The sequence below is a fragment of the Pinisolibacter aquiterrae genome (assembly GCF_019160155.1).
In the GTDB taxonomy this organism is placed as follows: Bacteria; Pseudomonadota; Alphaproteobacteria; order Rhizobiales; family Ancalomicrobiaceae; genus Pinisolibacter; species Pinisolibacter aquiterrae.
The window spans coordinates 1-22,513 of sequence record NZ_JAFNIH010000014.1 but is presented as its reverse complement, the minus strand read 5'-3'; the positions used below and the strand labels follow the sequence as shown (position 1 = coordinate 22,513).

The window sequence follows — 22,513 nt, the reverse complement described above, 5'->3', positions numbered from 1 at the left end:
CTTCGCGCCCTATCGCGAGATCGGCTTCCGCATGGCCGCGATCTATGCCGCCGAGGGCACCCGCGCCGGCAACGCCATGATGCCCGAGTTCGACGAACGCGCCGACGCGCTCCAGAAGCGGGTCGGCGCCCTCTTGGAGATCCGCGACGCCATGCTGCGCCAAAGCGCCGCGCGCATCGCCGCCGAGCTCGCCGAACTCCGCGCCACCGGCGATCGCGCGGGCTGGATCACCACCGCGACCATGGCGCTCCTGACCCTCCTCACCTTCGCCTGCGGTGCCTTCCTGCTGCGCCGGGTCGTCCGCCCGATCACCTCCCTCGCCGACGTGATGCAGGCCCTGGCCGGCGACGAGCGCGGCATCACCGTGCCGCATACCGAGCGCGGCGACGAGATCGGCCGCATGGCCCGCGCCACCGACGTCTTCCGCGAGGCGATCGAGGCCCGCGAGACCCTCCGCCGCGCCCAGGCCGAGAACGAGGAGCGGGTTCTCGCCGAGCGCCACGACGAGCGTCAGGCCCTCGCCGACGACTTCGCCCGCCGTATCGCCGCCGTCGTCGACACGCTCGGCGTCACCGCGGAACGCATCGGCCACGATGCCCACGCCGTCGACACCATCGCCCGCGGCACCGCCGGTCTCGCCGACGAGACCGCGCGCGCCATGTCGCGCGCCGATGCCGACGTCGCCGCCGTCTCCTCCGCCGCCGAGACGCTCACCCGCGCGATCGGCGAGGTCGAGGGCCGGATGCATCAGGCCGAAACCATCTCCGCGGCCGCCACCGAACAGTCCGAACGCACCAACCGGATCGTCCGCGACCTCGCCGACAGCACCGGCCGCATCGGCGAGATCGTCGGCCTGATCAACGCCGTCGCCGCCCAGACCAATCTGCTCGCCCTCAACGCCACCATCGAGGCCGCGCGCGCCGGCGATGCCGGTCGCGGCTTCGCCATCGTCGCCCAGGAGGTCAAGCAACTCGCCGCCGAGACCTCGAAGGCGACCGAGGAGATCGCCCGTCAGATCGACGCCGTGCAATCGGTCACCGGCACCGCCGTCACCGCGATCAACTCGATCACCGAGACCGTCGGCCGGGTCGGCGGCATCCTCCACGCGATCACCGAGGCGATCGAGGAACAGGGCTCCGCCACCCGCGAGATCGCCCGCTCGATCGCCGCCGCGACCCGCGAGACCGGCGCCGTCGCCGCCAACATCCACGCCGTCGACGGCTCGACCCGCGACACCACCACCGCCGCCCTGTCGATGGTCGACGCCTCCGGCGAACTCGATCGGGTCGCCGGGCGGCTCCGAGACGAGGCCTCGGCCTTCGTCGCCCGCATCCGCGCCTGACGGACGGGATCCCTCGCGGCCGGACGGCCTCAGAACAGGAAGTAGCGCTGCGCCATCGGCAGAACCTCGGCCGGCTCGCAGGTCAGAAGCTCGCCGTCGGCGCGCACCTCGTAGGTCTCGGGATCGACCTCGATATGCGGCATGGCGTCGTTGAGCACCATGTCCTTCTTGCCGATGGTGCGGCAGTTCTCGACCGGCAACACCACGCGATCGAGCTTCAGCCGCTCGACGATCCCCGCCTCGATCGCCGCCTTCGAGACGAAGGTGATCGAGGAGGTGGTCATCGCCTTGCCGAAACCGCCGAACATCGGCCGATAATGGACCGGCTGCGGCGTCGGGATCGAGGCGTTGGGATCGCCCATCGGCGCCGCCGCGATCGTGCCGAGCTTCAGCACCAGATCCGGCTTCACCCCGAAGAAGGCCGGCGACCAAAGCACGAGATCGGCGAATTTGCCGACCTCGATCGAGCCGACATGGGCGGAGAGACCATGGGCGATCGCCGGATTGATGGTCACCTTGGCGAGATAGCGGCGGACGCGCAGATTGTCGTTCTCGCCGGTCTCTCCCGGAAGACGCCCGCGCTGGACCTTCATCTTGTGCGCGGTCTGCAAGGTGCGGATGATCACCTCGCCGACGCGGCCCATCGCCTGACTGTCGGAGGAGATGATCGAGAAGGCGCCGAGATCGTGCAGGATGTCCTCGGCCGCGATCGTCTCGCGCCGGATCCGGCTCTCGGCGAAGGCGACGTCCTCCGGGATCGACCCGTCGAGATGGTGGCACACCATCAGCATGTCGAGATGTTCGTCGAGCGTGTTGCGCGTATAGGGCCGGGTCGGATTGGTCGAGGAGGGGATGACGTTCGGCAGCCCCGCCACCTTGATGATGTCCGGCGCGTGGCCGCCGCCGGCACCCTCCGAGTGATAGGCATGGATCGTGCGGCCCTCGAAGGCGGCGATCGTGTCCTCGACGAAGCCGGATTCGTTCAGCGTGTCGGTGTGGATCGCCACCTGCACGTCGTACTGATCGGCGACCGTGAGACAGTTGCGGATCGCGGCCGGCGTCGTGCCCCAGTCCTCGTGCAGCTTGAGGCCGCAGGCGCCCGCCACCACCTGCTCGACCAGCGCCTCCGGCAGCGAGGCGTTGCCCTTGCCGGTGAAGGCGAGGTTCATCGGGAAGGCCTCCGCCGCCTGCAGCATGCGGGCGAGATGCCAGGAACCGGGCGTGCAGGTGGTCGCCGCCGTGCCGGTCGCGGGTCCCGTGCCACCGCCGAGCATGGTGGTGACGCCCGACATCAGCGCCTCGTCGATCTGCTGCGGGGCGATGAAGTGGATGTGGGTGTCGAGCCCACCGGCGGTGAGGATCTTGCCCTCGCCGGCGATCGCCTCGGTGCCGGGCCCGACGATGATCGTCACGCCCGGCTGGACGTCCGGATTGCCCGCCTTGCCGATGCCGACGATGCGCCCGTCCTTGAGGCCGACGTCGGCCTTCACCACGCCGAGCTTGGCGTCGATGATCAGCGCGTTGGTGATCACCGTGTCGACCGCGCCGGCCGCGCGCGAGACCTGCGACTGGCCCATGCCGTCGCGGATGACCTTGCCGCCGCCGAATTTGACCTCGTCGCCATAGGTGGTGAAGTCGCGCTCGACCTCGACGATCAGATCGGTGTCGGCGAGGCGGACCTTGTCGCCGACCGTCGGTCCGAACATGTCCGCATAGGCCGCTCGGTTCATCGTGAAGGACATGGACGCGTCACCTGTCTCGAGACGAGGGAACCGCGACCATCCCGGTCACGGCGATGAGAAGGAGGGCCGAGATCGCCTCGCTCAGGGTCTTGAGCCCCGGCCGCGCCGCCGCCCGAGCCGCTTCCGACGCCAGGAACGCGTAGAGCGAGAACACCGGCAGTTCCAGGATCACCGCGAAGAGGCCGAAGTCGACCATCCGCAGCGTCCAGCCGGCGCGCGACCCGGCGAAGACCGAGAGCAGCGCGAAGAAGAAGATCATCACCGTCGGATGGGTCATCTGCAGGGAGAAACCCTCGATGAACGCATGCCGGAACCCGTTGCCCCGGTGCGGTTCGACCGGGATCACCCCGCGTCCGACGATCGCGTGACGGAGCGACCGCCCGAGCAGCCAGACGAGACAGGCGAGCCCCACCCACTTGGCGCCGTAGAGCAGCGGCGGCACCAGCATCATGGTCATGAACAACGCCGAGAAGGCGAAGAAGCACCAGACGAGATCGGCCAGCACGATGCCCAGGATCAGGCCCTGCGAGCGCAGAACCCCCCGGCCCATCCCCTCCGCCACGATCCGGCCGACCGCCGACCCGGGCGCCAGGTCGAGCAGGATGTTGGTCAGGACGAAGGCGACGACGAGCGAGACGGACATGCGACCCTCACAAAGCGCCCGACACGTCGCCGCGGAAGCCGTGGACCACACGCAACCCGCCGAAGGGCACCAGCCGCACGGTGCGCGATTGGCCGGGCTCGAACCGCACCGCCGTTCCCGCGGGAATATCGAGCCGGAGCCCCCGCGCCGCGACGCGGTCGAAGGCGAGGCCCGGATTGGTCTCGGCGAAATGATAATGGCTGCCGACCTGGATCGGCCGATCGCCGGTGTTGGCGACCTCGAGTTCGGTCACCGGCAGGCCGGCGTTCAGTTCGATGTCGCCGTCGACGGCGAAGACCTCACCGGGGATCATCGGCTCTCTCCTGGCTCGCTCAACGGATCGGATGATGCACGGTGACGAGCTTCGTCCCGTCGGGGAAGGTCGCCTCCACCTGGATGTCGTAGATCATCTCCGCGACCCCCTCCATCACCTGCGCGCGGGTCAGCACATGCGCGCCGGCCTCCATCAGATCGGCGACGGTGCGGCCGTCGCGCGCGCCCTCCACCACCACGTCGGTGATCAGCGCCACCGCCTCCGGGTGATTGAGCCTGACGCCGCGCTCGAGCCGGCGCCGCGCCACCATCGCCGCCATCGAGATCAGCAGCTTGTCCTTTTCGCGGGGCGTGAGATTCATCGTGCGGCGTTCCTGCTGGGGCCAGCCCGTCCCGGGCGAGGGCCGGAAGCGGGCATCGGATCGGTTTCGGCGCAGTCTGATGCCTCGCGCCCGGCTCAGCAAGACCAGACGCGCGGCAATTCTGCCCGTCGAATGAGCACCAGAAGCCGCGACAGCTCCGCCTTCAGCCGCGCCGGCTCGCCATGCGCCAGCCGGATCACCAGGAGACCGTCGAAGGCGCTCGCCCCGCCGGCCGAGCTCCCCGTCGCCAGCAGGGCCCGGACCTCGTCGAGCCGCGTCTCGGCCTGCGGGTCGACGAAGACCACCGTGGCGAAGGCGCGCGCCCCGGCTCCCGTCGCCGCTCCGGCGAGAATGGTCCGCGCCGCGCCCTCCACCCGGAACGTGTCGGCGAAGACCAGCCGGCCGCCGCGCCGGATCCGCCAGCGATCGACGAGACGGCAGGTCTCCACCTCCTCGCCCATGGCGGTGCGGCCGAGCACGATCGCCTCCACCATCAGCGCCGAGGCGTCGGCCGCCATGGTCACGTCGAGCCGGCGCGACAGGGCCGCCCGATCGAACAGGATCGTCTCCTGCGGCAGCCATTCGGCCCGCGCGCCGTCGCCGATCTCGAGCAGGCTGTCGATCTCGCCGGACAATTCCCCGTCGGTCGTCGAGGAGCGATAGACCCGCTCCGCCGCCTGCGAGGTCACCAGCGCCCGCGTCCCCGCGCCGAAGCGGGCGCCCCAGGCGATGCGGTCGCCGCCGGCGATGCCGCCGCCGGTGTTGATCAGCACCGCAGTCGCCGGCGTCGCGCCGTGGACCTTGGGAAGCCGAATCTTGGCCTGCCCCTCCTGGAACAGACGATCGAGCCGGGTCGCTCCGTCGTCGAGGCGGAAGCCGACGTCGGCACGCCCGCGCGCCCGTTGCAGGACCGGCGGCGCGGCGATCGGATCGGGGGGAAGTGAGGCCATACGTTCGAGGTCTCCCGGCGACGGTCATGGCTACACCGACCGGCGCCGGAGAAAAACCCCTTGCCCCGTTCTCGACGCATTCTCGAGCGACCTCTGACCCCTGCCGGCGCTCCTGCGACCACGGGCCCTTGGCCTCGCCCCGGCGAATGCGTTATCGAAGACGACGAACCGACGGCCTACGGCCGAACCCCGTCCCGTTCGAGAGTGAGACAGAGAGCCGTGATGAGTTTTTCGACGCCGTCCGGTGCGCGCTCCCGCGACCTCCCGCGAACCCGCCCCGGCCGCCGCCTCGCCTCTCTCGCCCTCGCCGCTCTCCTCTCCGTGACCGCGATCCTGCCCGCCGCCGCCGCGCCGAGCGCCGGCGCCTGGCTCGTCTTCGACGCCGCGACCGGCGAGGTGATCTCGCGTCACAACGCCGATCAGGCCTGGTATCCCGCCTCCGTCACCAAGCTGATGACCACCTGGGTCACCTTCCAGGCGATCCGCTCCGGCCGCATCACGCCGGCGTCGCTGGTGCCGATGACCGTCGCCGCGTCGCGCCAGCCGCCGAGCAAGATGGGCTTCAAGCCCGGCGAGGTCGTCACCGTCGACAACGCGCTGAAGATCATCATGGTGAAGTCGGCCAACGACGTCGCCTATGCGCTCGCCGAGGCGGTCGGCGGCTCCCAGGACGCCTTCGTCGCGGAGATGAACCGGCAGGCGCGCCTCCTCGGCATGCGCGAGACCCATTTCAACAATCCACACGGCCTGCCCGATTCCGGTCAGGTCACCACCGCGCGCGATCTCGGCCTCCTCGCCCGCGCGCTGCTGCGCGAATTCCCCGAGGCCGAAGGGCTGTGGCACCTGCCCGGCATCCAGATCGGCAGCGAGGTGATCCGCAACCACAATCACCTGATCGATCACTTCCCCGGCGCCGACGGCATGAAGACGGGCTTCATCTGCTCGTCGGGCTTCAACGTGGTCGCCTCCGCGACGCGCGGCAACCGCAGGCTCGTCGCCGTGGTGCTCGGCTCGCCCTCCGCCCGCAGCCGCGCCGAACTCGCCGCCGAACTCTTCACCAAGGGGTTCGAGGAATCGGGCGGTGGTCTCTTCGGCCGCTTCTCCGCGCCCGATACGATCGACCGGATGCCGCGCGGCCCCGAGGCCGGCAATCCGCCCCGCGACGTCAAGAAACAGATCTGCGGCCCCAAGAAGGACCGCACCCCGGATCCCGAGTCGCTCGGCACCACCGAGGCCTCTGCCGGCGGCCAGCGCGAGAGCAGCGGCGCCCTCGTCCGCCCCGGTTCGCCCGAGGCCCGTCAGATCCGCACCTCCTATCTCACCGAACGGTTCGAGCCCGGTCCGCCGGTGCGCGTCTGGGTCGGCGGCCCCGAGGATGCCCCGGCCGGCGTCGGCGGCATGCTGGCGCTCGCGCCCGAGCCGATCGGCGATCGCGCGCCCCTCTTCGCCGCCCCCGCCACCGCGATGCCCGCCCCGATGGGCGCGATCCGCCCGCGCGCGCCGCTGCCCCCGCCGACCCCGGCGATGGGCGCCGGCCTCGAGGCGGCGCTGCCGCCCTCCGACGGCCGCCCCCTCCATCTCGGCGCCCCCGGTGCCGCCGCATCCGCCGCCGCCGCCCCCCGCATCGAGCCGACCAAGGCCACGGCGAAGGCGACCGCGCCCAAGCCTTCGCCCGCGAAGAAGGCGGCCGCGAAGCCGACGAAGAAGGTCGCCGCCCAGGCGATGCCGCCCCGCAAGCCCAAGCCCTGACCCGACGCGCCGCCCGCCGGCGCTCGAAGGATCCGCCGATGACCGAAGCCGCCGCTCCGCGCCACCCGCCCGCCCCGATCCCGCTCACGGTGATCACCGGCTTCCTCGGCTCCGGCAAGACGACGCTGCTCAACCGCCTGTTGCGCGATCCCGCCATGGCCGAGACGGCGGTGATCATCAACGAATTCGGCGAGATCGGCATCGACCACGTCCTGGTCGAACGCGCCGACGACGGCGTCGTCGAACTGACCTCCGGCTGCCTCTGCTGCACGATCCGCGGCGACCTCGTCGCCACGCTCGAGGATCTCCTGAAGCGCCTCGACAACGGCCGCCTCGCGGCGCTCCGCCGAGTGGTGATCGAGACGACCGGCCTCGCCGATCCCGCGCCGATCCTCCACACCGTGATGCGCCACCCCTATCTGGTGCGCCGCTACCGGCTCGACGGCGTCGTCACCCTGATCGACGCGGTCAACGGCATGGCCACCCTCGACGCCCAGGTCGAGGCGGTGAAACAGGCCGCCGTCGCCGACCGCCTCGTCCTCACCAAGACCGACCTCTGCGACACGCCCGAGCGCCGGTCCATCCTGACCGCCCTGAAGACCCGCCTGCGCGTGCTCAATCCGGCCGCCGCCCAGCTCGACGCCGCCGCCGGCGAGGCGACCCCCGCCGCCCTGCTCGAGACCGGCCTGTGGCGCCCGGAATCGAAGACCGCCGACGTCACCACCTGGCTCGCGGAAGAGGCCTACCGCGATCGCGACGCCGAGCGCCGTCGCGCCGAGGCCGCCGCCCATGGTCACCACCACGGCCACGACCACCATCACCATGGTCACGGTCATGACCACGGTCACGGCGACCACGTCCACGACCCCAACCGGCACGACGACCACATTCGCGCCTTCTGCCTCGCCACCGATCGGCCGATCGCCGCGGCGAGCCTCGATCTCTTCCTGGAACTGCTGCGCTCGGCGCACGGGCCGAAGCTGCTGCGCGTCAAGGGCGTCGTCCGCCTCGCCGAGGATCCCGAGCGCCCGCTGGTGCTGCACGTGGTCCAGCACGTCGTCCACCCCGTCGCCCAGCTCGAGCGCTGGCCCGACGGCGATCACCGCACCCGGTTGGTCTTCATCACCCGCGATCTCGAGGAAGGCTTCGTCAAGCGCATGTTCGACGCCTTCGTCGGCGAACTCGCCCCCGACACGCCCGACACCAAGGCGATGACCGACAATCCGCTGTCGATCTCCGGCTTCTCCGGCAGCTTCGGCTGAAGGGTCACGCCGGCGGGCGCCCCGGCCCCCGCTCGATGACGAAGATCAGCACCGCGCCGTCGCGGCGCCGGTCGACGAGGACATGGCCGTCGGTCGCGACGAGATGGGGAATGTCGAGCGCCGCCATCGGATCGCTGGCACGGACCACCAGCCGATCGCCCGGCGCCGAGCGCTCCAGCGCGCGCCGCGTCTTGAGCGCCGGCAACGGGCAGTTCAGCCCGACGAGATCGAGAATGTCGTCGTCCCGCCGCTCCATCGTGGCCTCCCGGTGACCGCCGTCGTCGAAGCCCTCTAGACGAGCGCGCCGAAACGCGCAACGAGGGGGGCCACGGAAATCGAGGGAGGCCTCGTGTGAAGGCGTTGCGGACCTGGGTGAAGGAGAAGGCCGAGGCGAAGGCGCGCGAGACCCTGACGCGCCGTCTCGAGACCCTCGCGCGCGGCTCCGCTCTCCTGCGCGACGAGATCGAGGAATGGGCCGCCGAGGGGCGCGATCGCGCCGCCCTGATCGGCACCGACGAGACCCTCGCCTTCCGCGATCTCTACGAGCGCGCCAACCGCTGGGCCCGTTGGGCGATCATCGAGGGCATCGCCCCCGCCGAGCCGGTCGCGCTCCTGTTCTCCCCGCGCCCCGAGCGAACCCCCGCCTGGGTCGGCCTCGGCGCCGTCGGCGCGGTGCCGACCCTGTTCGACCCCGCCCTCGGCGAGACCGCCCTCGCCGCCGCGATCGGCGCCATTCGTCCGCGCCACATGGTGGTCGACGCCGCCCTGCTGCCGTTGTTCGAGGCCGCCGCCGCACGGATCGGCCATGCCTGCACCGTCTGGATCCACGGCGCCCATCCGATGGCCTATCAGCGCATCGACGAGGCCCTCGCCGGGCTCTCCGCCGTGCGCCTGACCGGCCGCGACCGGCGCTCGCTCGCCCCTGGCGACGCCGCCCTGGCGGTGATCGCCCCCGGTCCCGATGGGCGCCCCCACGTCGGCCATCTCGATCACGGCCGCCTCGGCGCGATCGCCACCCTCCTCGCCACCGCCCTCGGCGCGACCCGCGACGACCGCCTCGCCGTGGTCGAGACCGCGCTCTCGCTCGAGACGCTGCTCGCCCCGACCATCGCCCTCGCCCGAGGCGCGCCGTGCCGGCTGATCGCGGGAAACGCGGCCGAGGCCGTCGCCATGCCGGCCGACGCGACCCTGCTCCATCTCGACCGCCCGCCCCTCGACGCCGCGCCACCCGGCCCGCGCATGATCGTCGGCATCGATGCCGAGGCCGGGCCGGACACACCCGAACCACCTCAGCGCCGGACCTGGTCGATCCGCCGCGACGACATCCGCGTCGAGCTCCGCCTCGACGGACACCCGATCGCCCTTCCCGCCTCGGACGCGGAAATGCGATCGTAACCTTCTCGGTCTAGGCAGGACCGGGGACCGCGAGCGACCGCGCCGGATCCGCGCGGTCATGAGCCGGTGGAGTGGCCGAGGCCGCCCGCCGCAGGAGAATGCGACATGAAGTTCTTCGTCGATACCGCCGACGTCGCCGAAATCCGCGAGCTGGCCGAGACCGGCCTGCTCGACGGCGTCACCACCAACCCCTCGCTGGTGAAGAAGGCCGGTCGACCGTTCCGTGAGGTGATCGCCGAGATCTGCGCGCTGGTCCCCGGCCCGGTCTCCGCCGAGGTGACCGCGCTCGACGCCCCCGGCATGATCGCCGAAGGCAAGTCCCTGGCGAAGATCGCCGGCAACGTCGTCATCAAGCTGCCGCTGACCTGGGAGGGTCTCAAGGCCTGTAAGGCGCTGACCGGCGAGGGACTGAAGACCAACGTCACCCTGTGCTTCTCGGCCAATCAGGCCCTGCTCGCCGCCAAGGCCGGCGCGACCTACGTCTCGCCCTTCGTCGGCCGCCTCGACGACATCGGCCTCGACGGCATGGAGCTGATCGGCGAGATCCGCGCCATCTACGACAATTACGACGCGCTCCAGACCGAGATCCTCGCCGCCTCGATCCGCACCCCCAACCACGTCAAGCTGGCGGCGCTCGCCGGTGCCGACGTCGCCACGGTGCCGCCCTCGGTGCTGAAGGGCCTCCTCGCCCATCCGCTGACCGACAAGGGCATCGAGCAGTTCATGAAGGATTGGGCCGCCACCGGCCAGTCGATCCTGTGATCCTTCCGGCCGCGCCGAAAGGCGCGGCAAGATTGGAGTACCGCGCCGAAAGGCGCGATCCGACTTGAAATGCCGCGCCGGAAGGCGCGGCAGCCCACACCGTTCCCGTCCGCCGATCTCGACCGAGGATCCCCGCCCATGTTTCCGACGCCGCAGCCGCTTCTGGTGCCCAACACCTACGCGTTCGAATCCGCGCCGATGGTGAAGGCGACCGGCTTCCGCGAATACGACGCCCGCTGGCTGTTCGGCAAAGAGATCAACCTGATGGGGATCCAGGCGCTGGGCATGGGGCTCGGCACCCTCCTCGCCGAGCGCGGCGTCCGCCGCGAGATCGTCGTCGGTCACGACTACCGCTCCTATTCCGCCTCGATCAAACTGGCGCTCGTCACCGGCCTGATGGCGGCGGGCTGCAAGGTCCACGACATCGGCCTCGCCATCACCCCGATGGCCTATTTCGCCCAGTTCGACCTCGACGTCCCCGCCGTCGCCATGGTCACGGCCTCGCACAACGAGAACGGCTGGACCGGCGTCAAGATGGGCCTCAATCGCCCGCTGACCTTCGGCCCCGACGAGATGAGCCGGCTCAAGGACCTCGTCCTGAAGGCCGAGTTCGACCTCTGCGGCGGTGGCTCCTATCGCTTCGTCGAGAATTTTCCGGCTCGCTACGTCGCCGATCTCACCACCCGCGCGCCGCTGAAGAAGAAGCTCAAGGTGGTCGCCGCCTGCGGCAACGGCACCGCCGGCGCCTTCGCCGAGGACGTCCTCTCTCGCCTCGGCGCCGAGGTGATCCCGCTCGACACCGCGCTCGACTACACCTTCCCGCGCTACAACCCCAATCCGGAGGACATGAAGATGCTTCATGCCATCCGCGACGAGGTTCTGCGCACGGGGGCCGACGTCGGCCTCGGCTTCGACGGCGACGGCGATCGCTGCGGCGTCATCGACGACACCGGCGAGGAGATCTTCGCCGACAAGGTCGGCGTGATGCTCGCCCGCGACCTCGCCCGCGTCCATCCGAAGCCGACCTTCGTCGTCGACGTCAAGTCGACCGGCCTCTACCACTCCGATCCGGAGCTCGAGGCCCTCGGCGTCACCACCGACTATTGGAAGACCGGGCACAGCTACATCAAGGCCCGCGTCAACCAACTCGGCGCGCTCGCCGGCTTCGAGAAGTCGGGCCACTATTTCTTCAACACGCCGATCGGCCGCGGCTACGACGACGGTTTCGTCTCGGCGATCGCCATCCTCGACATGCTCGATCGCAATCCCGATCGGAAGATGTCGGACCTGAAACACGCCCTGCCCAAGACCTGGTCGTCGCCGACCATGTCGCCCCATTGCGACGACGAGATCAAATACGGCGTCTGCGACAAGGTGATCGCTCGCCTCCTCGCCATGAAGGAGAAGGGCGAGACGCTGGCCGGTCACGGAATCGTCGAGGTCAACACCGTCAACGGCATCCGCGTGACCACCGACGACGGCACCTGGGGTCTGATCCGCGTCTCCTCCAACAAGCCGGAACTGGTGGTCGTCATCGAGAGCCCGGTCTCCGAGGCGCGCTACCGCGACATGTTCCACGCCATGGACGCGGTGCTGCGCGAGAACCCGGAAGTCGGCGCCTACAACCAGACCATCTGAGCGCGCCACGCCCCTCTCCCCCACTCGGGAGACGGGCGCGACACTACGCCCTCGCGCGGCTCGCCGCCCGGGGGCGTTGCTTTGTCGGCTCTCGAGAGGTAACCAGACCGAACGCCCTCTCCCGAGCCGAACCGGACGCACCGATGACCCAGCCCCCGACCGACGCCTCCAAGAAGCGCATCCTCGGTTTCTGTTGGTTCCGCCGCGAGACCTACGATCACGACCGTTCGGTGATGTCCGACCCGGAGATCCTGTTCGACAGTTTCGACGAGTGGCTCGCCGCCGCCCGCAAGATCGAACGCGAGGTCGCGGCCAAGGGCGACAAGGTCGTGCGCATCCGCTTCGACCTTCCCTCCTTCCTGCTGTGGTGCGCCGCCCATGGGCGGCTGCCCGACGAGAAGGCCCGCGCCGGCTGGGCCGCCGGCGAGGCACGCAAGAAGTTCGGCACCCGCTTCTGACGGTCCCGATCGCCCGTGTCGGGCCTCAGTAACCGCCCTTGCGCCGGCTTTCCGGCAGCCCGGCGATGCGGCCCGCCTGCTTGGAGGGATCGAGCGGGAACAGGTCGTAGAGCGCGCGCTGCTCGACCTTCTCGCCCCATTTCTCGCTCATCGCCTTCATGATCGTGCGGGTATTGGGCTGATGCTCGCCGTTGTCGAAATATTCCTCGCGCAGATAATTCATCACGTCCCAATGACGCGGTGTCAGTTCCGGGATCGCCTCGTGGGCGGCGATGTGCGCGGCGAGGTCCGGGCTCCACTCGCTCTGGTCGACCAGATAGCCGGAAGCGGTGGTCTCGTAGGTCTTTCCGTCGAAATCATAGGCCATGGCGTCTCTCCCAATCCTTGTCGGCCGCCGCGCCCCGTCTCGTGCGGGTCGTTCGGCGGCCCTCGGCGCGGATCGCGCGATCCACGTCGAGAACATTAGGAGGTTTACATATTAGGAGACGCTGGTCCACGGGGTTCGTGCGCGTGACCCGCGCGATCGCCCCTCACCGCGACGACATTTCACGCGAGGACGCTCAGTCCTTCTTCGGCACGCGTCCGAAGTCCGGCGCCGTCGTGTCCTGGCCGAGATCGAGAATGCCGCGGCGGATCGCCCGCGTCCGGGTGAAGTGCTCGAAGAGCTTCTCACCGTCGCCGAAGCGCACCGCCCGCTGCAACACGAAGAGATCCTCGATGAAGCGCCCGAGCATCTCCAGCACCGCCTCGCGATTGTGCAGGAAGACGTCGCGCCACATGGTCGGATCCGAGGCCGCGATGCGGGTGAAGTCGCGGAAACCGCCGGCCGAGAACTTGATCACCTCCGATTCGGAGACCTTCTCGAGATCGGCGGCGGTGCCGACGATGTTGTAGGCGATCAGATGCGGAATGTGCGAGGTGATGGCGAGCACCATGTCGTGGTGCTCCGGCGACATCGTCTCGACCTTCGATCCGAGCCCGCGCCAGAAGGCGACGAGCGTCTCGACCGCTTCCGTCTCCGCCCCCTCCGGCGGCGTGACGATGCACCACTTGTTCTCGAACAGCTCGGCGAAGCCGGCGTCGGGGCCCGAATGCTCGGTGCCGGCGACCGGATGGGCCGGGACGAAACGGGCATGGGCCGGCAGATGCGGCGCCATCTGCCGGACGACGTCGGCCTTGACCGAGCCGACGTCCGAGACGATCGCGTGCGGAGCCAGATGATCGGCGATCGCCGCCGCCACCGCCCCCGACGCGCCGACCGGCACCGAGACGATGACGCAGTCGGCGCCCGCCACCGCTTCGGCCGGATCGAGGCAATAGCGGTCGCCGAGCCCGAGCGCGCAGGCGCGCTCGAGCGTCTCCTCGCGGCGGGTCGAGATCACGATCTCCTCGGCCAGCCCCTTGGCGCGGGCACCGCGCGCGATCGAGGATCCGATCAGGCCGATGCCGATCAAGGTGAGCCGGCGAAAGACCGGCTTCGTCGGCTCGAGAACGGCATCGGTCATGGTCTCAACCCTTCAGGAAGTCCGTCAACGCGGCGATCGTCGCCTCGTTGGCCTCGGCGCTGCCGATGGTCATGCGCAGCGAATTGGGAAGCCCATAGGCCTCCATCCGCCGCACCACGATGCCGCGCGACTGGAGGAACGCGTCGGCGTCCGGCGCGCGTTTGCCGTCGACGTCGGGGAAGTCGATCAGGATGAAGTTCGTGACCGAGGGCACCACCGTGAGCCCGAGCGCCTCGAGCGCCTTCGTCACCTTGGGCAGCCACAGCTCGTTGTGATCGGCGGCGAGCCCGGCGTGCTCCTTGTCCTCGATCGCCGCGACACCGGCGGCGAGCGCCGGAGCGTTGACGTTGAACGGACCACGGATCCGGTTGATCGCGTCGACCACGTGCTCGGGGCCGACCATCCAGCCGATGCGCAGCGCCGCGAGGCCGTGGATCTTCGAAAAGGTCCGGCACATCACCACGTTGTCCGAGGTCGAGACCAGCTCCAGCCCGGCCTCGTAGTCGTTGCGCCGGACATATTCGGCATAGGCCGAATCGAGCACCAGCAACACCGACTTCGGCAGCCCCGCCTGAAGCCGCTTGACCTCGTCGAAGGGAATGTAGGAGCCGGTCGGATTGCCGGGATTGGCGAGGAAGACGATCTTCGTCTTCTCCGTCACCGCCGCGAGCAACGCGTCGACGTCGACCACACGGTTCTTCTCCGGCGCCACCACCGGCACGCCGCCCGCCGTCCGAATCGCGATCGGATAGACCAGGAATCCGTATTGGGGATAGAGCCCCTCGTCACCCTCGCCGACATAGGCCTCGGCGAGGAGATGGAGGAGATCGTCCGAGCCGTTGCCACAGACGATGCGGGCGGGATCGAGACCGTAGGCCTTGCCGATCGCCTCGCGCAGACCGCTCGCCGCGCCGTCGGGATAGAACTCGAGCGTCGCCGCCGCGGCCTGGAACGCCTCGATCGCCTTCGGGCTGGCGCCGATCGGGGTCTCGTTGGAGGAAAGCTTGTGCAGCTTGACGCCGGCCGCCGCCTTGGACTTGCCGGGAACATAGGCCGCGATGTCGAGGACGCCGGCGCGCGGGGTCGGGCGCTGCGGGCGGGACGTGTCTTGGGTCATCGAAGAATCTCTCGTCGAGAGGGGAAACGAAGGGTTCAGCGGATCGCCGAGGCGGCGGAATCGATGCCGGCCGCGCTCGGCCCGGGATGTCGGATCGGCTCCGGATAGCCGCCGACGGCACGCGGATCGCGCACCTCGACGCCGGCGCGGGCGAAGGCGGCGACCACCGCCTCGATCGCCGTCTCGGCCGGCGAGGCCACCAGGAATTCGCAGCGCGGACCGTCGTCGTGACGGGCGAGCAGTTCGAAGCCCTCGACCTCCAGCGCGTCGGTCGGATCCCGGTCGCCGACGCCGAGGAAGGCGTGGACCAGCACCTCCGGCCCGACCGCTTCCGAGATCGGATTGGAGACCACGAGCGCCGGCAGATCGGCGACCCGGCCGGCGAAGGCGATGTAGGGAAGGCGCGCGATGATCCGCGGGCCGTCGCCGCCGAGCGCCCGCCACCACGGACCGACCCAGCTCGGCTGCGCCGTCTGGACGATGCCGAGATCGGACACCGACCGAGCCACCGCCGCGATCACCTCCTCCGGCCCGCTCTCGAGATGCGCCGGCACGGTGAAGCCGAAATAGAACCGGGCGAGATCGCGCATGGCGACGGGATCGCGGCCGCCGTCCATGTAGACCTCGTAATGGGCCTGGAGAAAGGTGAAGGTGGAGACGATCTCGCGCCAGATGTGCTCGACCGTGACGATCGGCAGAATGCCGCGATGGCGCATCACCAGACGGCGCATCATGTCGGCCTCGCGCGCCGGGCGGAACGCCGCCCCGGTCACCGCCGTGCCCTTGACCTTGATCAGTTCGTCGATGATCGCCGAGCGCGCCACCAGGAGGCGGTGAACCTCCTCGTCGATCCCGTCGATCTCGCGTCTGAGCCCGGCGAGGCGCGCCGCCGGATCGATGCTCTCCGTCATGGCCGAAGCCGTCCTTCCCATTGCCCGGAACGAGCGGTCTTCATAGGCGCGGAACCGTGCGAAATCAAAGAAAACATTGACAGGACCGCCGCGCCTCCCCATCCCTGTCCGTCCACCGCGCGAGAACCGTTCGAGCCATGGATCCGACCGAAACCAATCTCCGGGATGCGGCCTCCGCCGATCATCGCCGCCGTCAGGCCGACGAGCCGTCGAGCCGCGTCGCCCGTTTCGGGCCGGACGTGCCGCTCACCCTCGACGGCGGCATCACGCTTTCGCCCTGGCAGATCGCCTACGAGACCTACGGCACCCTCAATGCCGAGAAGTCCAACGCCGTCCTGGTGTGCCACGCCCTGACCGGCGACCAATACGCCGCCTCGACCAATCCGCTCACCGGCAAGCCCGGCTGGTGGGAGCTGGTCGTCGGACCAGGCAAACCGATCGACACCGACCGTTTCTTCGTGATCGCCACCAACGTCCTCGGCGGCTGCATGGGCACCACCGGCCCGGCCTCGACCAACCCCGAGACCGGCAAGGCCTGGGGCCTCGATCTGCCGGTGATCACCATCGCCGACATGGTCCGCGCTCAAGCCGCGCTGATCGACCATCTCGGCATCCCCGATCTCTTCCTGGTGGCCGGCGGCTCGATGGGCGGCATGCAGGTGCTGCAATGGGCCTCGGCCTATGGCTCGCGCGTCTTCGCCGCCGCGCCGATCGCCACCGCCGCGAGCCATTCCGCCCAGAACATCGCCTTCTACGAGGTCGGCCGTCAGGCGGTGATGGCCGATCCCGATTGGCGCGAGGGCCGCTACCTCGATCACGGCGTCCAGCCCCGCAAGGGTCTGGCGGTGGCGCGCATGGCCGCGCACATCACCTACATGTCCGAGGTGTCGTTGCATCAGAAGTTCGGCCGCCGGCTCCAGAACCGCGACACGCTCGGCTACGGCTTCGACGGCGATTTCCAGATCGAGAGCTACCTGCGCCATCAGGGATCGAGCTTCGTCGATCGCTTCGACGCCAATTCCTATCTCTACGTCTCCAGGGCGATGGACTATTTCGACCTCGCGGCCGATCACGGCGGCATTCTCGCCAAGGCCTTCGAGGGCACCCGAACCCGGTTCTGCGTGATGAGCTTCACCACCGACTGGGCCTTTCCGACCCGCGACAGCCGGGTGATCGTCCACGCCCTCGCCGCCGCCGGCGCCAAGGTCTCCTTCGCCGAGATAGAGAGTGATCGCGGCCACGACGCCTTCCTGCTCGACGAGCCGGAGATGCACGCCATCCTCTCCGGCTTCATCGACGCCGCCGCGCGCGCCCGCGGTCTCGAGAGGTGACGTCCATGCTCGACCCGACCACCCTCTCCAAGACCCCGACCGTCCCGGCCTCCCGCGTCGACCTCGCGGTGGTCGGCGATCTCGTGCCCGAGGGCGCCCGCCTCCTCGACGTCGGCTGCGGCGACGGTACGCTCTTGGAATGGCTCGAGGCCGCCAAGCACATCGACGGACGCGGCATCGAACTGTCGCAGAAGGGCGTCAACGCCGGCGTCGCGCGCGGTCTCTCGGTGATCCAGGGCGACGCCGACACCGACCTCGCCACCTATCCCGACGCCGGGTTCGATCTCGTCATCCTGTCGCAGACTCTCCAGGCGACCAACCGTCCCCGCGACGTCCTCGAGGAACTGCTGCGCATCGGCCGAAGGGCGATCGTCTCGATCCCCAATTTCGGCCATTGGCGCATCCGCCTCCAGTTCATGCTGTGGGGCCGCATGCCGGTCACCGAGGATCTGCCCTGGTCCTGGTACGACACGCCCAACATCCACTTCTGCACCATCCGCGACTTCGTCGAACTGGTGAAGGAGATCGACGCCGACATCGTCGAGGCCTTCGCCCTCGACGCGCGCGGCCGCAAGCTGTCGTTCAAGGCGCCGTGGTGGTTCTGGAACCTCTTCGGCGAACAGGGCGTGTTCGTGCTGGAGAAACGGCGGCGCTGAGAACCGAGGGTCAGTCCTCGTCGCGAGTATGCCGCGCCAGCGCCGGTCGGAACACCGGCGCCAGTCGCATCTTGTTGCCGACCCGCTGCGGGATGCCCTGATAGAGCTGCTTGGTCGCCTCGACGACCAGGACGCCGGCGAAGCCCGGCCACACCTTGAGCCCGAAGGCCTCGAGCGGGCGCGACAGGCGTAGCATGGTCGGGCGCGACGACGGCAGCATGTAGAGCGCCCCGCGCCAGTCGATCGGCGAGAACAACGTGTCGCGCAGCACCGTGTCGAGCTGCCCCTGGCTGAACGGACGCCCGTATCCGAACGGCGTCGTCTCGAGCCGCGCCCAGAGCCCGATGCGGTTCGGCACCACCACGATCAGGCGCCCGCCCGGCGCCAACACCCGCCACGCCTCGCGCAGGACGTCGTCGGGATCCTCGGCCATCTCCAGGGCATGCACCATCAGCATCCGGTCGATCGAGGAATCGGCGAGCGGCAGCATGGTCTCGTCGACCAGCGCCGTCGCCGACGGCCCCTCGCCCGGCCAGTTGACCACCCCTTGACGGCCCGGCATGAAGCCGATCACCCGCTCCGCCTGACCGAGCCAGGGCCGCATGAACGGCGTCGCATAGCCGAGCCCGAGCAGACGATCACCCGCGAGCCGCGGCCACATCTCCATGAGCTTGGCACGGATCGAGCGGCGGACCAGCGCGCCGAGCGCGCTGCCGTAGAAGTTCCTGAGATCGACGACGTCGAGATACATGTCCGCTTCCGGTCTGAGAACGAGGCGGCGATCGCGACGCCGGTCGCCTCGACGACGAGAGAATGTTAGTCGTAGGCCGACCGGCCTGTCGAGGGATCCGAACGGCGCGGCGAGACGAGACCAGGATGGAAGCGAGACCATGATCGAAATCCGCATGTTCCCGGCCCGCGACGACAATTACGGCCTGCTCGTCCACGATCCCGCGAGCGGCGCCACCGCCGCGATCGACGCCCCCGACGAGGAGGCGATCCTCGACGCCCTCGAGGAGACCGGCTGGCGCCTCGACGAGATCTTCGTCACCCATCACCACTACGACCACGTCGAGGCGATCAAACCGCTGAAGGCCCGTTTCGACGTGCGCGTCACCGCCTCCGCCCATGATCGCGACCGCGTGCCCCTGGTCGACCGGACCGTCACCGACGGCGACACGATTCGGCTCGGCGAGGTGCCGGTGACGGTGATCGCCGTCCCCGGCCACACCCTCGGCCACGTCGCCTATCACATCGCGGGCTCCGTCTTCGTCGGCGACACCCTGTTCTCGCTCGGCTGCGGCCGCCTGTTCGAGGGCTCGCCCGCGCAGATGTGGCAGAGCCTCCTGCGCCTGCGCGCGCTTCCCCCCGAGACCCGGGTCTGGTGCGGCCACGAGTATACCGAGGCGAACGGCCGTTTCGCCCACACCATCGAGCCGGAAAACCCCGATCTCGCCGCCCGCCTCGACGAGGTCCGCGACCTGCGTCTCGAGGGCCGGCCGACGCTGCCCACCACCATCGGCCGCGAGAGCGCGACCAACCCCTTCCTGCGCGCCGACGTCGCCGCCGTCCAGGCCGGCCTCGACATGGCGGGCGCCGCCGCCGTCGACGTCTTCACCGAGATCCGCGCCCGCAAGGATCGCTTCTGAGGGACGCCAGATGACCGACCTCACCGCTCTCAGCGCCGCCGACGTGATCAGGCTGCTCGATCTGAAGCCCCATCCGGAGGGCGGCCACTTTCGCGAGACCTTCCGCGACGCGCCCGGCCCCGACGGCCGCGCCCGCTCGACCGCGATCTATTTCCTGCTCGCCGCCGACGAATATTCGCATTGGCACCGCGTCGACGCCGTCGAGACCTGGCACTGGTACGCCGGCAGCCCGCTGGCGCTCACCGTCTGCGAGAACGGTCACGATGCGTGGTGCGTGCATCTCGGCGCCGAGCTCGGCCTCGGCCGCCGCCCGCAGGCGATCGTCCCGGCCGGCGCTTGGCAGACCGCCGTCGGCCTCGGCGCCTGGACCCTGGTCGGATGCACCGTGGCGCCCGGTTTCGAATTCTCCGGCTTCGAACTGGCGCCGCCCAACTGGTCGCCGAGCCCGCGCGGGTCACGCCTCGGCGGATGACGCGGGCGCCTTGCGCCGGAGCAGCATGTCCTTGGAGGCGACGATCGCCCCGAGCGTGATCGCCCCGGCGGCGAAGCCGATCGATGCGTCGAAACGCCCGTGACCGGAGAGGATCAGCAGCAGCGTCGAGAGCAGCGGCGCCAGATAGCTCGCCGCGCCCAGCACCTGGATGTCGCCGCGCTTGACGCCGTGGTCCCAGACGAAGAAGGCGAGGCCGAGCGGGAACACCGCCAGCGCCACAACGGCCCCCCACTGCACCGCCCCGACCGGCCACACCGAGGTCTCGAAGACCGCGTGGCAGACGCCCGACAGGATCGCCGTGGCGAGGCAGAACCCGGCCACCGTCGCCGTCGGCACCGAGCCGACCCGGCGCGACAGGACCGAATAGCCGGCCCAGGTGAAGGCCGCCCCGGCGGCGCAGAGATAGCCCGCGACATGGGCCGGATCGAGATCGATCGCCCGCCCCTTGGTCACCACCGCCACCGCCCCGGCGAGACCGAGACCGGCGCCGATCAGGTGATGCGGTCGCAGCCGCTCGCCCGGCAGCAGGCCGGAGAGCACCACGATCAGCAGCGGCCAGAGATAGTTGACGAGGCTCGCCTCGACCGGCGGCGCCCAGCGCAACGCCGCGAAATAGAGCGCGTGATAGCCGAAGAGACCCGCCACCCCGAGCAGCCACACCCGCCACGGTTGGCGCAGCACGCCGAGGCGCCCGGTCACCGCCAACCCGATCGTCGCCGCCACGCCGGAGATCCCGAAGGTCAGCGCATTGAGCAGGAACGGCGGCACCGTGCCGGAGACCGCCACCAGCGTGCTCAGCGCCGACCACATCAGGATCGCGGTGAGGCCGACGAGCGTGGCGCGAGGACGAGAGGTCATGATCGATCCGTGGCGGGGTCCGGAACGGACGACGCGCCCGAGCGGAACCCGGACGCGTCGAAGAGAGGAACGGTCGCGCCGCCTCAGCGGGTCGGCACCGGCTTCTCGCCGCGATAGTCGTAGAAGCCGCGCTGGGTCTTGCGACCGAGCCAACCGGCCTCGACATATTTCACCAGTAGCGGGCACGGCCGATACTTCGAATCGGCGAGCCCCTCGTAGAGCACCTGCATGATCGACAGACAGGTGTCGAGGCCGATGAAGTCGGCGAGCTGGAGCGGGCCCATCGGATGATTGGCGCCGAGGCGCATCGCGGTGTCGATCGCGTCGACCGATCCGACGCCCTCGTAGAGCGTGTAGATCGCCTCGTTGATCATCGGCAGCAGGATGCGGTTGACGATGAAGGCCGGGAAGTCCTCGGCCACCGTCGAGATCTTGCCGAGCTTCTGGACGAAGCCCTTGCACAGGTCGAAGGTGACGTCGTCGGTGGCGATGCCGCGCACCAGCTCCACCAGCTGCATCAACGGCACCGGGTTCATGAAGTGCACGCCGACGAACTTCTCGGGACGATCGGTCGAGGCGGCGAGCCGCGTGATCGAGATCGACGAGGTGTTGGTGGCGAGCAGCCCCTCCGGCTTGAGAACCGGGCAGAGCTGCTGGAAGATCTTGCGCTTGACCTGCTCGTTTTCGGTCGCGGCCTCGATCACCAGATCGCAGTCGGCGAGAGCGTCGAGGTTTTCGGCTGCGGTGATCCGCGCCAAGGCGGCGACACGAGCGTCCTCGGTGATCAGGTTCTTGTTGACCTGACGAGTCATGTTGCCGTTGATCGTCGCCAGTCCCAACTGGATCCGCTCGGTCGACATGTCGTTGAGCGAGACGTCGTAACCGGCGATCGCGCAGACGTGTGCGATGCCGTTGCCCATCTGGCCGGCGCCGATCACGCCGACCCGTTTGATTTCAAACCCCATGACGGCCTCGGTCTTCTGGTGACGCGGAGCGGTAGGCCCGCGCTCGTCCTCGAGGGACACGGGCGCACTCTAGGCCCATGCCGTCCCTTTCGCAATGCAGCAAAACCCCTTGCTCTGGGACTTCGAGGAGCCGGCGGCGGCCACCTCCCCGAAACGATCACGCTCGCCCGTCGAGACGGGCGAGCGCATATTCGTGTGCGGCGTGACGTTGGGCAAGCCGTCCGGCGTCATCCCATCGTCGGACGCCGCGACCGTCTCTCACTTGCCACGCTTGGCGAGTTCCTCGGCCATTTCGGGCAGGGCCTGGAAGATGTCGGCGACGAGGCCGTAGTCGGCGACCTGGAAGATCGGCGCCTCCTCGTCCTTGTTGATCGCCACGATCACCTTCGAGTCCTTCATGCCCGCCAGATGCTGGATCGCCCCGGAAATGCCGCAGGCGATGTAGAGCTCGG

The 22,513-nt window shown here is 69.5% G+C and carries 25 protein-coding genes; 11 read left to right on the top strand and 14 right to left on the bottom strand.

From position 1 onward, the window contains the following. Positions 1 to 31: 31 nt before the first annotated feature. Positions 32 to 1,342: a methyl-accepting chemotaxis protein gene (locus J3S89_RS02680; RefSeq protein ID WP_217925932.1), complete on the top strand. Its 1,311-nt coding sequence runs from the start codon at positions 32 to 34 to the stop codon at positions 1,340 to 1,342. A gap of 29 nt (positions 1,343 to 1,371) precedes the next feature. On the opposite strand, the gene ureC is transcribed toward J3S89_RS02680, so the two are convergent. The 5 genes from ureC to J3S89_RS02655 form a co-directional block, all read right to left on the bottom strand. Further along, positions 1,372 to 3,084: an urease subunit alpha gene (gene ureC, locus J3S89_RS02675; protein WP_217925931.1), complete on the bottom strand. Its 1,713-nt coding sequence runs from the start codon at positions 3,082 to 3,084 to the stop codon at positions 1,372 to 1,374. Positions 3,085 to 3,091: 7 nt separating this feature from the next. Beyond that, complete coding sequence (locus J3S89_RS02670; RefSeq protein WP_217925930.1) at positions 3,092 to 3,727, bottom strand: LysE family translocator; 636 nt, start codon at positions 3,725 to 3,727, stop codon at positions 3,092 to 3,094. Positions 3,728 to 3,734: 7 nt separating this feature from the next. Further along, positions 3,735 to 4,040, bottom strand: a complete 306-nt coding sequence (locus J3S89_RS02665; protein WP_217925929.1) for an urease subunit beta — start codon at positions 4,038 to 4,040, stop codon at positions 3,735 to 3,737. Positions 4,041 to 4,059: 19 nt separating this feature from the next. Next, a complete protein-coding gene (locus tag J3S89_RS02660; RefSeq protein ID WP_217925928.1) occupies positions 4,060 to 4,362 on the bottom strand; it encodes an urease subunit gamma in 303 nt (100 codons plus the stop codon). A 95-nt stretch (positions 4,363 to 4,457) separates the two neighbouring features. Continuing rightward, the gene (locus J3S89_RS02655) at positions 4,458 to 5,312 is read right to left on the bottom strand and encodes an urease accessory protein UreD (RefSeq protein ID WP_217925927.1); all 855 of its coding nucleotides are present in this window, start codon (positions 5,310 to 5,312) and stop codon (positions 4,458 to 4,460) included. Between the two features lie 222 nt (positions 5,313 to 5,534). Here J3S89_RS02655 and J3S89_RS02650 point away from each other — a divergent pair, with 222 nt between their 5' ends. Both J3S89_RS02650 and J3S89_RS02645 read left to right on the top strand, forming a co-directional pair. Beyond that, positions 5,535 to 7,061 carry a D-alanyl-D-alanine carboxypeptidase family protein gene (locus J3S89_RS02650; protein ID WP_217925926.1) on the top strand — a complete coding sequence of 509 codons (1,527 nt, stop codon included), beginning with the start codon at positions 5,535 to 5,537 and terminating at the stop codon, positions 7,059 to 7,061. Between the two features lie 38 nt (positions 7,062 to 7,099). Continuing rightward, entirely contained in the window at positions 7,100 to 8,323 is a 1,224-nt protein-coding gene (locus J3S89_RS02645; protein WP_217925925.1) for a CobW family GTP-binding protein, read from the top strand. Between the two features lie 4 nt (positions 8,324 to 8,327). Here the strand turns inward: J3S89_RS02645 and J3S89_RS02640 are convergent, their stop codons facing one another. Beyond that, a complete protein-coding gene (locus tag J3S89_RS02640; RefSeq protein ID WP_217925924.1) occupies positions 8,328 to 8,579 on the bottom strand; it encodes a sulfurtransferase TusA family protein in 252 nt (83 codons plus the stop codon). 95 nt (positions 8,580 to 8,674) lie between these two features. On the opposite strand from J3S89_RS02640, the gene J3S89_RS02635 reads away from it, so the two are divergent. From J3S89_RS02635 to J3S89_RS02620, 4 genes are all read left to right on the top strand, one after another. Further along, positions 8,675 to 9,718, top strand: a complete 1,044-nt coding sequence (locus tag J3S89_RS02635; RefSeq protein WP_217925923.1) for an AMP-binding protein — start codon at positions 8,675 to 8,677, stop codon at positions 9,716 to 9,718. A gap of 105 nt (positions 9,719 to 9,823) precedes the next feature. Next, complete coding sequence (fsa, locus tag J3S89_RS02630) at positions 9,824 to 10,480, top strand: fructose-6-phosphate aldolase (RefSeq protein ID WP_217925922.1); 657 nt, start codon at positions 9,824 to 9,826, stop codon at positions 10,478 to 10,480. Positions 10,481 to 10,618: 138 nt separating this feature from the next. Then, complete coding sequence (locus J3S89_RS02625; RefSeq protein WP_217925921.1) at positions 10,619 to 12,118, top strand: phosphomannomutase/phosphoglucomutase; 1,500 nt, start codon at positions 10,619 to 10,621, stop codon at positions 12,116 to 12,118. A gap of 143 nt (positions 12,119 to 12,261) precedes the next feature. Beyond that, positions 12,262 to 12,576 (top strand): hypothetical protein, encoded by a 315-nt coding sequence (locus J3S89_RS02620; protein ID WP_217925920.1) that lies wholly within the window; start codon positions 12,262 to 12,264, stop codon positions 12,574 to 12,576. A 25-nt stretch (positions 12,577 to 12,601) separates the two neighbouring features. On the opposite strand, the gene J3S89_RS02615 is transcribed toward J3S89_RS02620, so the two are convergent. The 4 genes from J3S89_RS02615 to J3S89_RS02600 form a co-directional block, all read right to left on the bottom strand. Beyond that, a complete protein-coding gene (locus tag J3S89_RS02615; protein ID WP_217925919.1) occupies positions 12,602 to 12,943 on the bottom strand; it encodes a TusE/DsrC/DsvC family sulfur relay protein in 342 nt (113 codons plus the stop codon). Positions 12,944 to 13,136: 193 nt separating this feature from the next. Next, a complete protein-coding gene (locus tag J3S89_RS02610) occupies positions 13,137 to 14,081 on the bottom strand; it encodes a prephenate/arogenate dehydrogenase family protein (protein WP_217925918.1) in 945 nt (314 codons plus the stop codon). Between the two features lie 4 nt (positions 14,082 to 14,085). Beyond that, positions 14,086 to 15,198 carry a pyridoxal phosphate-dependent aminotransferase gene (locus tag J3S89_RS02605; RefSeq protein ID WP_217925917.1) on the bottom strand — a complete coding sequence of 371 codons (1,113 nt, stop codon included), beginning with the start codon at positions 15,196 to 15,198 and terminating at the stop codon, positions 14,086 to 14,088. Positions 15,199 to 15,233: 35 nt separating this feature from the next. Further along, the gene (locus tag J3S89_RS02600) at positions 15,234 to 16,109 is read right to left on the bottom strand and encodes a chorismate mutase (RefSeq protein ID WP_217925916.1); all 876 of its coding nucleotides are present in this window, start codon (positions 16,107 to 16,109) and stop codon (positions 15,234 to 15,236) included. 137 nt (positions 16,110 to 16,246) lie between these two features. Here J3S89_RS02600 and metX point away from each other — a divergent pair, with 137 nt between their 5' ends. After that, complete coding sequence (metX, locus tag J3S89_RS02595; protein WP_217925915.1) at positions 16,247 to 17,440, top strand: homoserine O-acetyltransferase MetX; 1,194 nt, start codon at positions 16,247 to 16,249, stop codon at positions 17,438 to 17,440. A 5-nt stretch (positions 17,441 to 17,445) separates the two neighbouring features. Beyond that, positions 17,446 to 18,096: a methionine biosynthesis protein MetW gene (gene metW, locus J3S89_RS02590; RefSeq protein ID WP_217925914.1), complete on the top strand. Its 651-nt coding sequence runs from the start codon at positions 17,446 to 17,448 to the stop codon at positions 18,094 to 18,096. Between the two features lie 10 nt (positions 18,097 to 18,106). Here the strand turns inward: metW and J3S89_RS02585 are convergent, their stop codons facing one another. Beyond that, a complete protein-coding gene (locus tag J3S89_RS02585) occupies positions 18,107 to 18,847 on the bottom strand; it encodes a class I SAM-dependent methyltransferase (RefSeq protein WP_217925913.1) in 741 nt (246 codons plus the stop codon). 139 nt (positions 18,848 to 18,986) lie between these two features. Here J3S89_RS02585 and gloB point away from each other — a divergent pair, with 139 nt between their 5' ends. Continuing rightward, the gene (gene gloB / locus J3S89_RS02580; RefSeq protein ID WP_230489039.1) at positions 18,987 to 19,745 is read left to right on the top strand and encodes a hydroxyacylglutathione hydrolase; all 759 of its coding nucleotides are present in this window, start codon (positions 18,987 to 18,989) and stop codon (positions 19,743 to 19,745) included. Between the two features lie 10 nt (positions 19,746 to 19,755). Beyond that, positions 19,756 to 20,217, top strand: a complete 462-nt coding sequence (locus J3S89_RS02575; protein WP_217925911.1) for a cupin domain-containing protein — start codon at positions 19,756 to 19,758, stop codon at positions 20,215 to 20,217. On the opposite strand, the gene yddG is transcribed toward J3S89_RS02575, so the two are convergent. The 3 genes from yddG to J3S89_RS02560 form a co-directional block, all read right to left on the bottom strand. After that, the gene (gene yddG / locus J3S89_RS02570) at positions 20,200 to 21,096 is read right to left on the bottom strand and encodes an aromatic amino acid exporter YddG (RefSeq protein WP_217925910.1); all 897 of its coding nucleotides are present in this window, start codon (positions 21,094 to 21,096) and stop codon (positions 20,200 to 20,202) included. The two genes, J3S89_RS02575 and yddG, sit on opposite strands and share 18 nt — an antisense overlap. 83 nt (positions 21,097 to 21,179) lie before the next feature. After that, positions 21,180 to 22,061: a 3-hydroxybutyryl-CoA dehydrogenase gene (locus tag J3S89_RS02565; RefSeq protein WP_217925909.1), complete on the bottom strand. Its 882-nt coding sequence runs from the start codon at positions 22,059 to 22,061 to the stop codon at positions 21,180 to 21,182. A gap of 258 nt (positions 22,062 to 22,319) precedes the next feature. After that, positions 22,320 to 22,513: electron transfer flavoprotein subunit alpha/FixB family protein (locus tag J3S89_RS02560; protein WP_217925908.1), on the bottom strand; the 194-nt coding region annotated here is incomplete at its 5' end.

Excerpts from the sequence above, each read along its gene's own strand:
- J3S89_RS02680 (WP_217925932.1), top strand. The coding sequence starts at position 32 with ATGGCCGCGATCTATGCCGCCGAGGGCACCCGCGCCGGCAACGCCATG.
- ureC (WP_217925931.1), bottom strand. The coding sequence starts at position 3,084 with ATGTCCTTCACGATGAACCGAGCGGCCTATGCGGACATGTTCGGACCG.
- J3S89_RS02670 (WP_217925930.1), bottom strand. The coding sequence starts at position 3,727 with ATGTCCGTCTCGCTCGTCGTCGCCTTCGTCCTGACCAACATCCTGCTC.
- J3S89_RS02665 (WP_217925929.1), bottom strand. The coding sequence starts at position 4,040 with ATGATCCCCGGTGAGGTCTTCGCCGTCGACGGCGACATCGAACTGAAC.
- J3S89_RS02660 (WP_217925928.1), bottom strand. The coding sequence starts at position 4,362 with ATGAATCTCACGCCCCGCGAAAAGGACAAGCTGCTGATCTCGATGGCG.
- J3S89_RS02655 (WP_217925927.1), bottom strand. The coding sequence starts at position 5,312 with ATGGCCTCACTTCCCCCCGATCCGATCGCCGCGCCGCCGGTCCTGCAA.
- J3S89_RS02650 (WP_217925926.1), top strand. The coding sequence starts at position 5,535 with ATGAGTTTTTCGACGCCGTCCGGTGCGCGCTCCCGCGACCTCCCGCGA.
- J3S89_RS02645 (WP_217925925.1), top strand. The coding sequence starts at position 7,100 with ATGACCGAAGCCGCCGCTCCGCGCCACCCGCCCGCCCCGATCCCGCTC.
- J3S89_RS02640 (WP_217925924.1), bottom strand. The coding sequence starts at position 8,579 with ATGGAGCGGCGGGACGACGACATTCTCGATCTCGTCGGGCTGAACTGC.
- fsa (WP_217925922.1), top strand. The coding sequence starts at position 9,824 with ATGAAGTTCTTCGTCGATACCGCCGACGTCGCCGAAATCCGCGAGCTG.
- J3S89_RS02625 (WP_217925921.1), top strand. The coding sequence starts at position 10,619 with ATGTTTCCGACGCCGCAGCCGCTTCTGGTGCCCAACACCTACGCGTTC.
- J3S89_RS02620 (WP_217925920.1), top strand. The coding sequence starts at position 12,262 with ATGACCCAGCCCCCGACCGACGCCTCCAAGAAGCGCATCCTCGGTTTC.
- J3S89_RS02615 (WP_217925919.1), bottom strand. The coding sequence starts at position 12,943 with ATGGCCTATGATTTCGACGGAAAGACCTACGAGACCACCGCTTCCGGC.
- J3S89_RS02610 (WP_217925918.1), bottom strand. The coding sequence starts at position 14,081 with ATGACCGATGCCGTTCTCGAGCCGACGAAGCCGGTCTTTCGCCGGCTC.
- J3S89_RS02605 (WP_217925917.1), bottom strand. The coding sequence starts at position 15,198 with ATGACCCAAGACACGTCCCGCCCGCAGCGCCCGACCCCGCGCGCCGGC.
- J3S89_RS02600 (WP_217925916.1), bottom strand. The coding sequence starts at position 16,109 with ATGACGGAGAGCATCGATCCGGCGGCGCGCCTCGCCGGGCTCAGACGC.
- metX (WP_217925915.1), top strand. The coding sequence starts at position 16,247 with ATGGATCCGACCGAAACCAATCTCCGGGATGCGGCCTCCGCCGATCAT.
- metW (WP_217925914.1), top strand. The coding sequence starts at position 17,446 with ATGCTCGACCCGACCACCCTCTCCAAGACCCCGACCGTCCCGGCCTCC.
- J3S89_RS02585 (WP_217925913.1), bottom strand. The coding sequence starts at position 18,847 with ATGTATCTCGACGTCGTCGATCTCAGGAACTTCTACGGCAGCGCGCTC.
- gloB (WP_230489039.1), top strand. The coding sequence starts at position 18,987 with ATGATCGAAATCCGCATGTTCCCGGCCCGCGACGACAATTACGGCCTG.
- J3S89_RS02575 (WP_217925911.1), top strand. The coding sequence starts at position 19,756 with ATGACCGACCTCACCGCTCTCAGCGCCGCCGACGTGATCAGGCTGCTC.
- yddG (WP_217925910.1), bottom strand. The coding sequence starts at position 21,096 with ATGACCTCTCGTCCTCGCGCCACGCTCGTCGGCCTCACCGCGATCCTG.
- J3S89_RS02565 (WP_217925909.1), bottom strand. The coding sequence starts at position 22,061 with ATGGGGTTTGAAATCAAACGGGTCGGCGTGATCGGCGCCGGCCAGATG.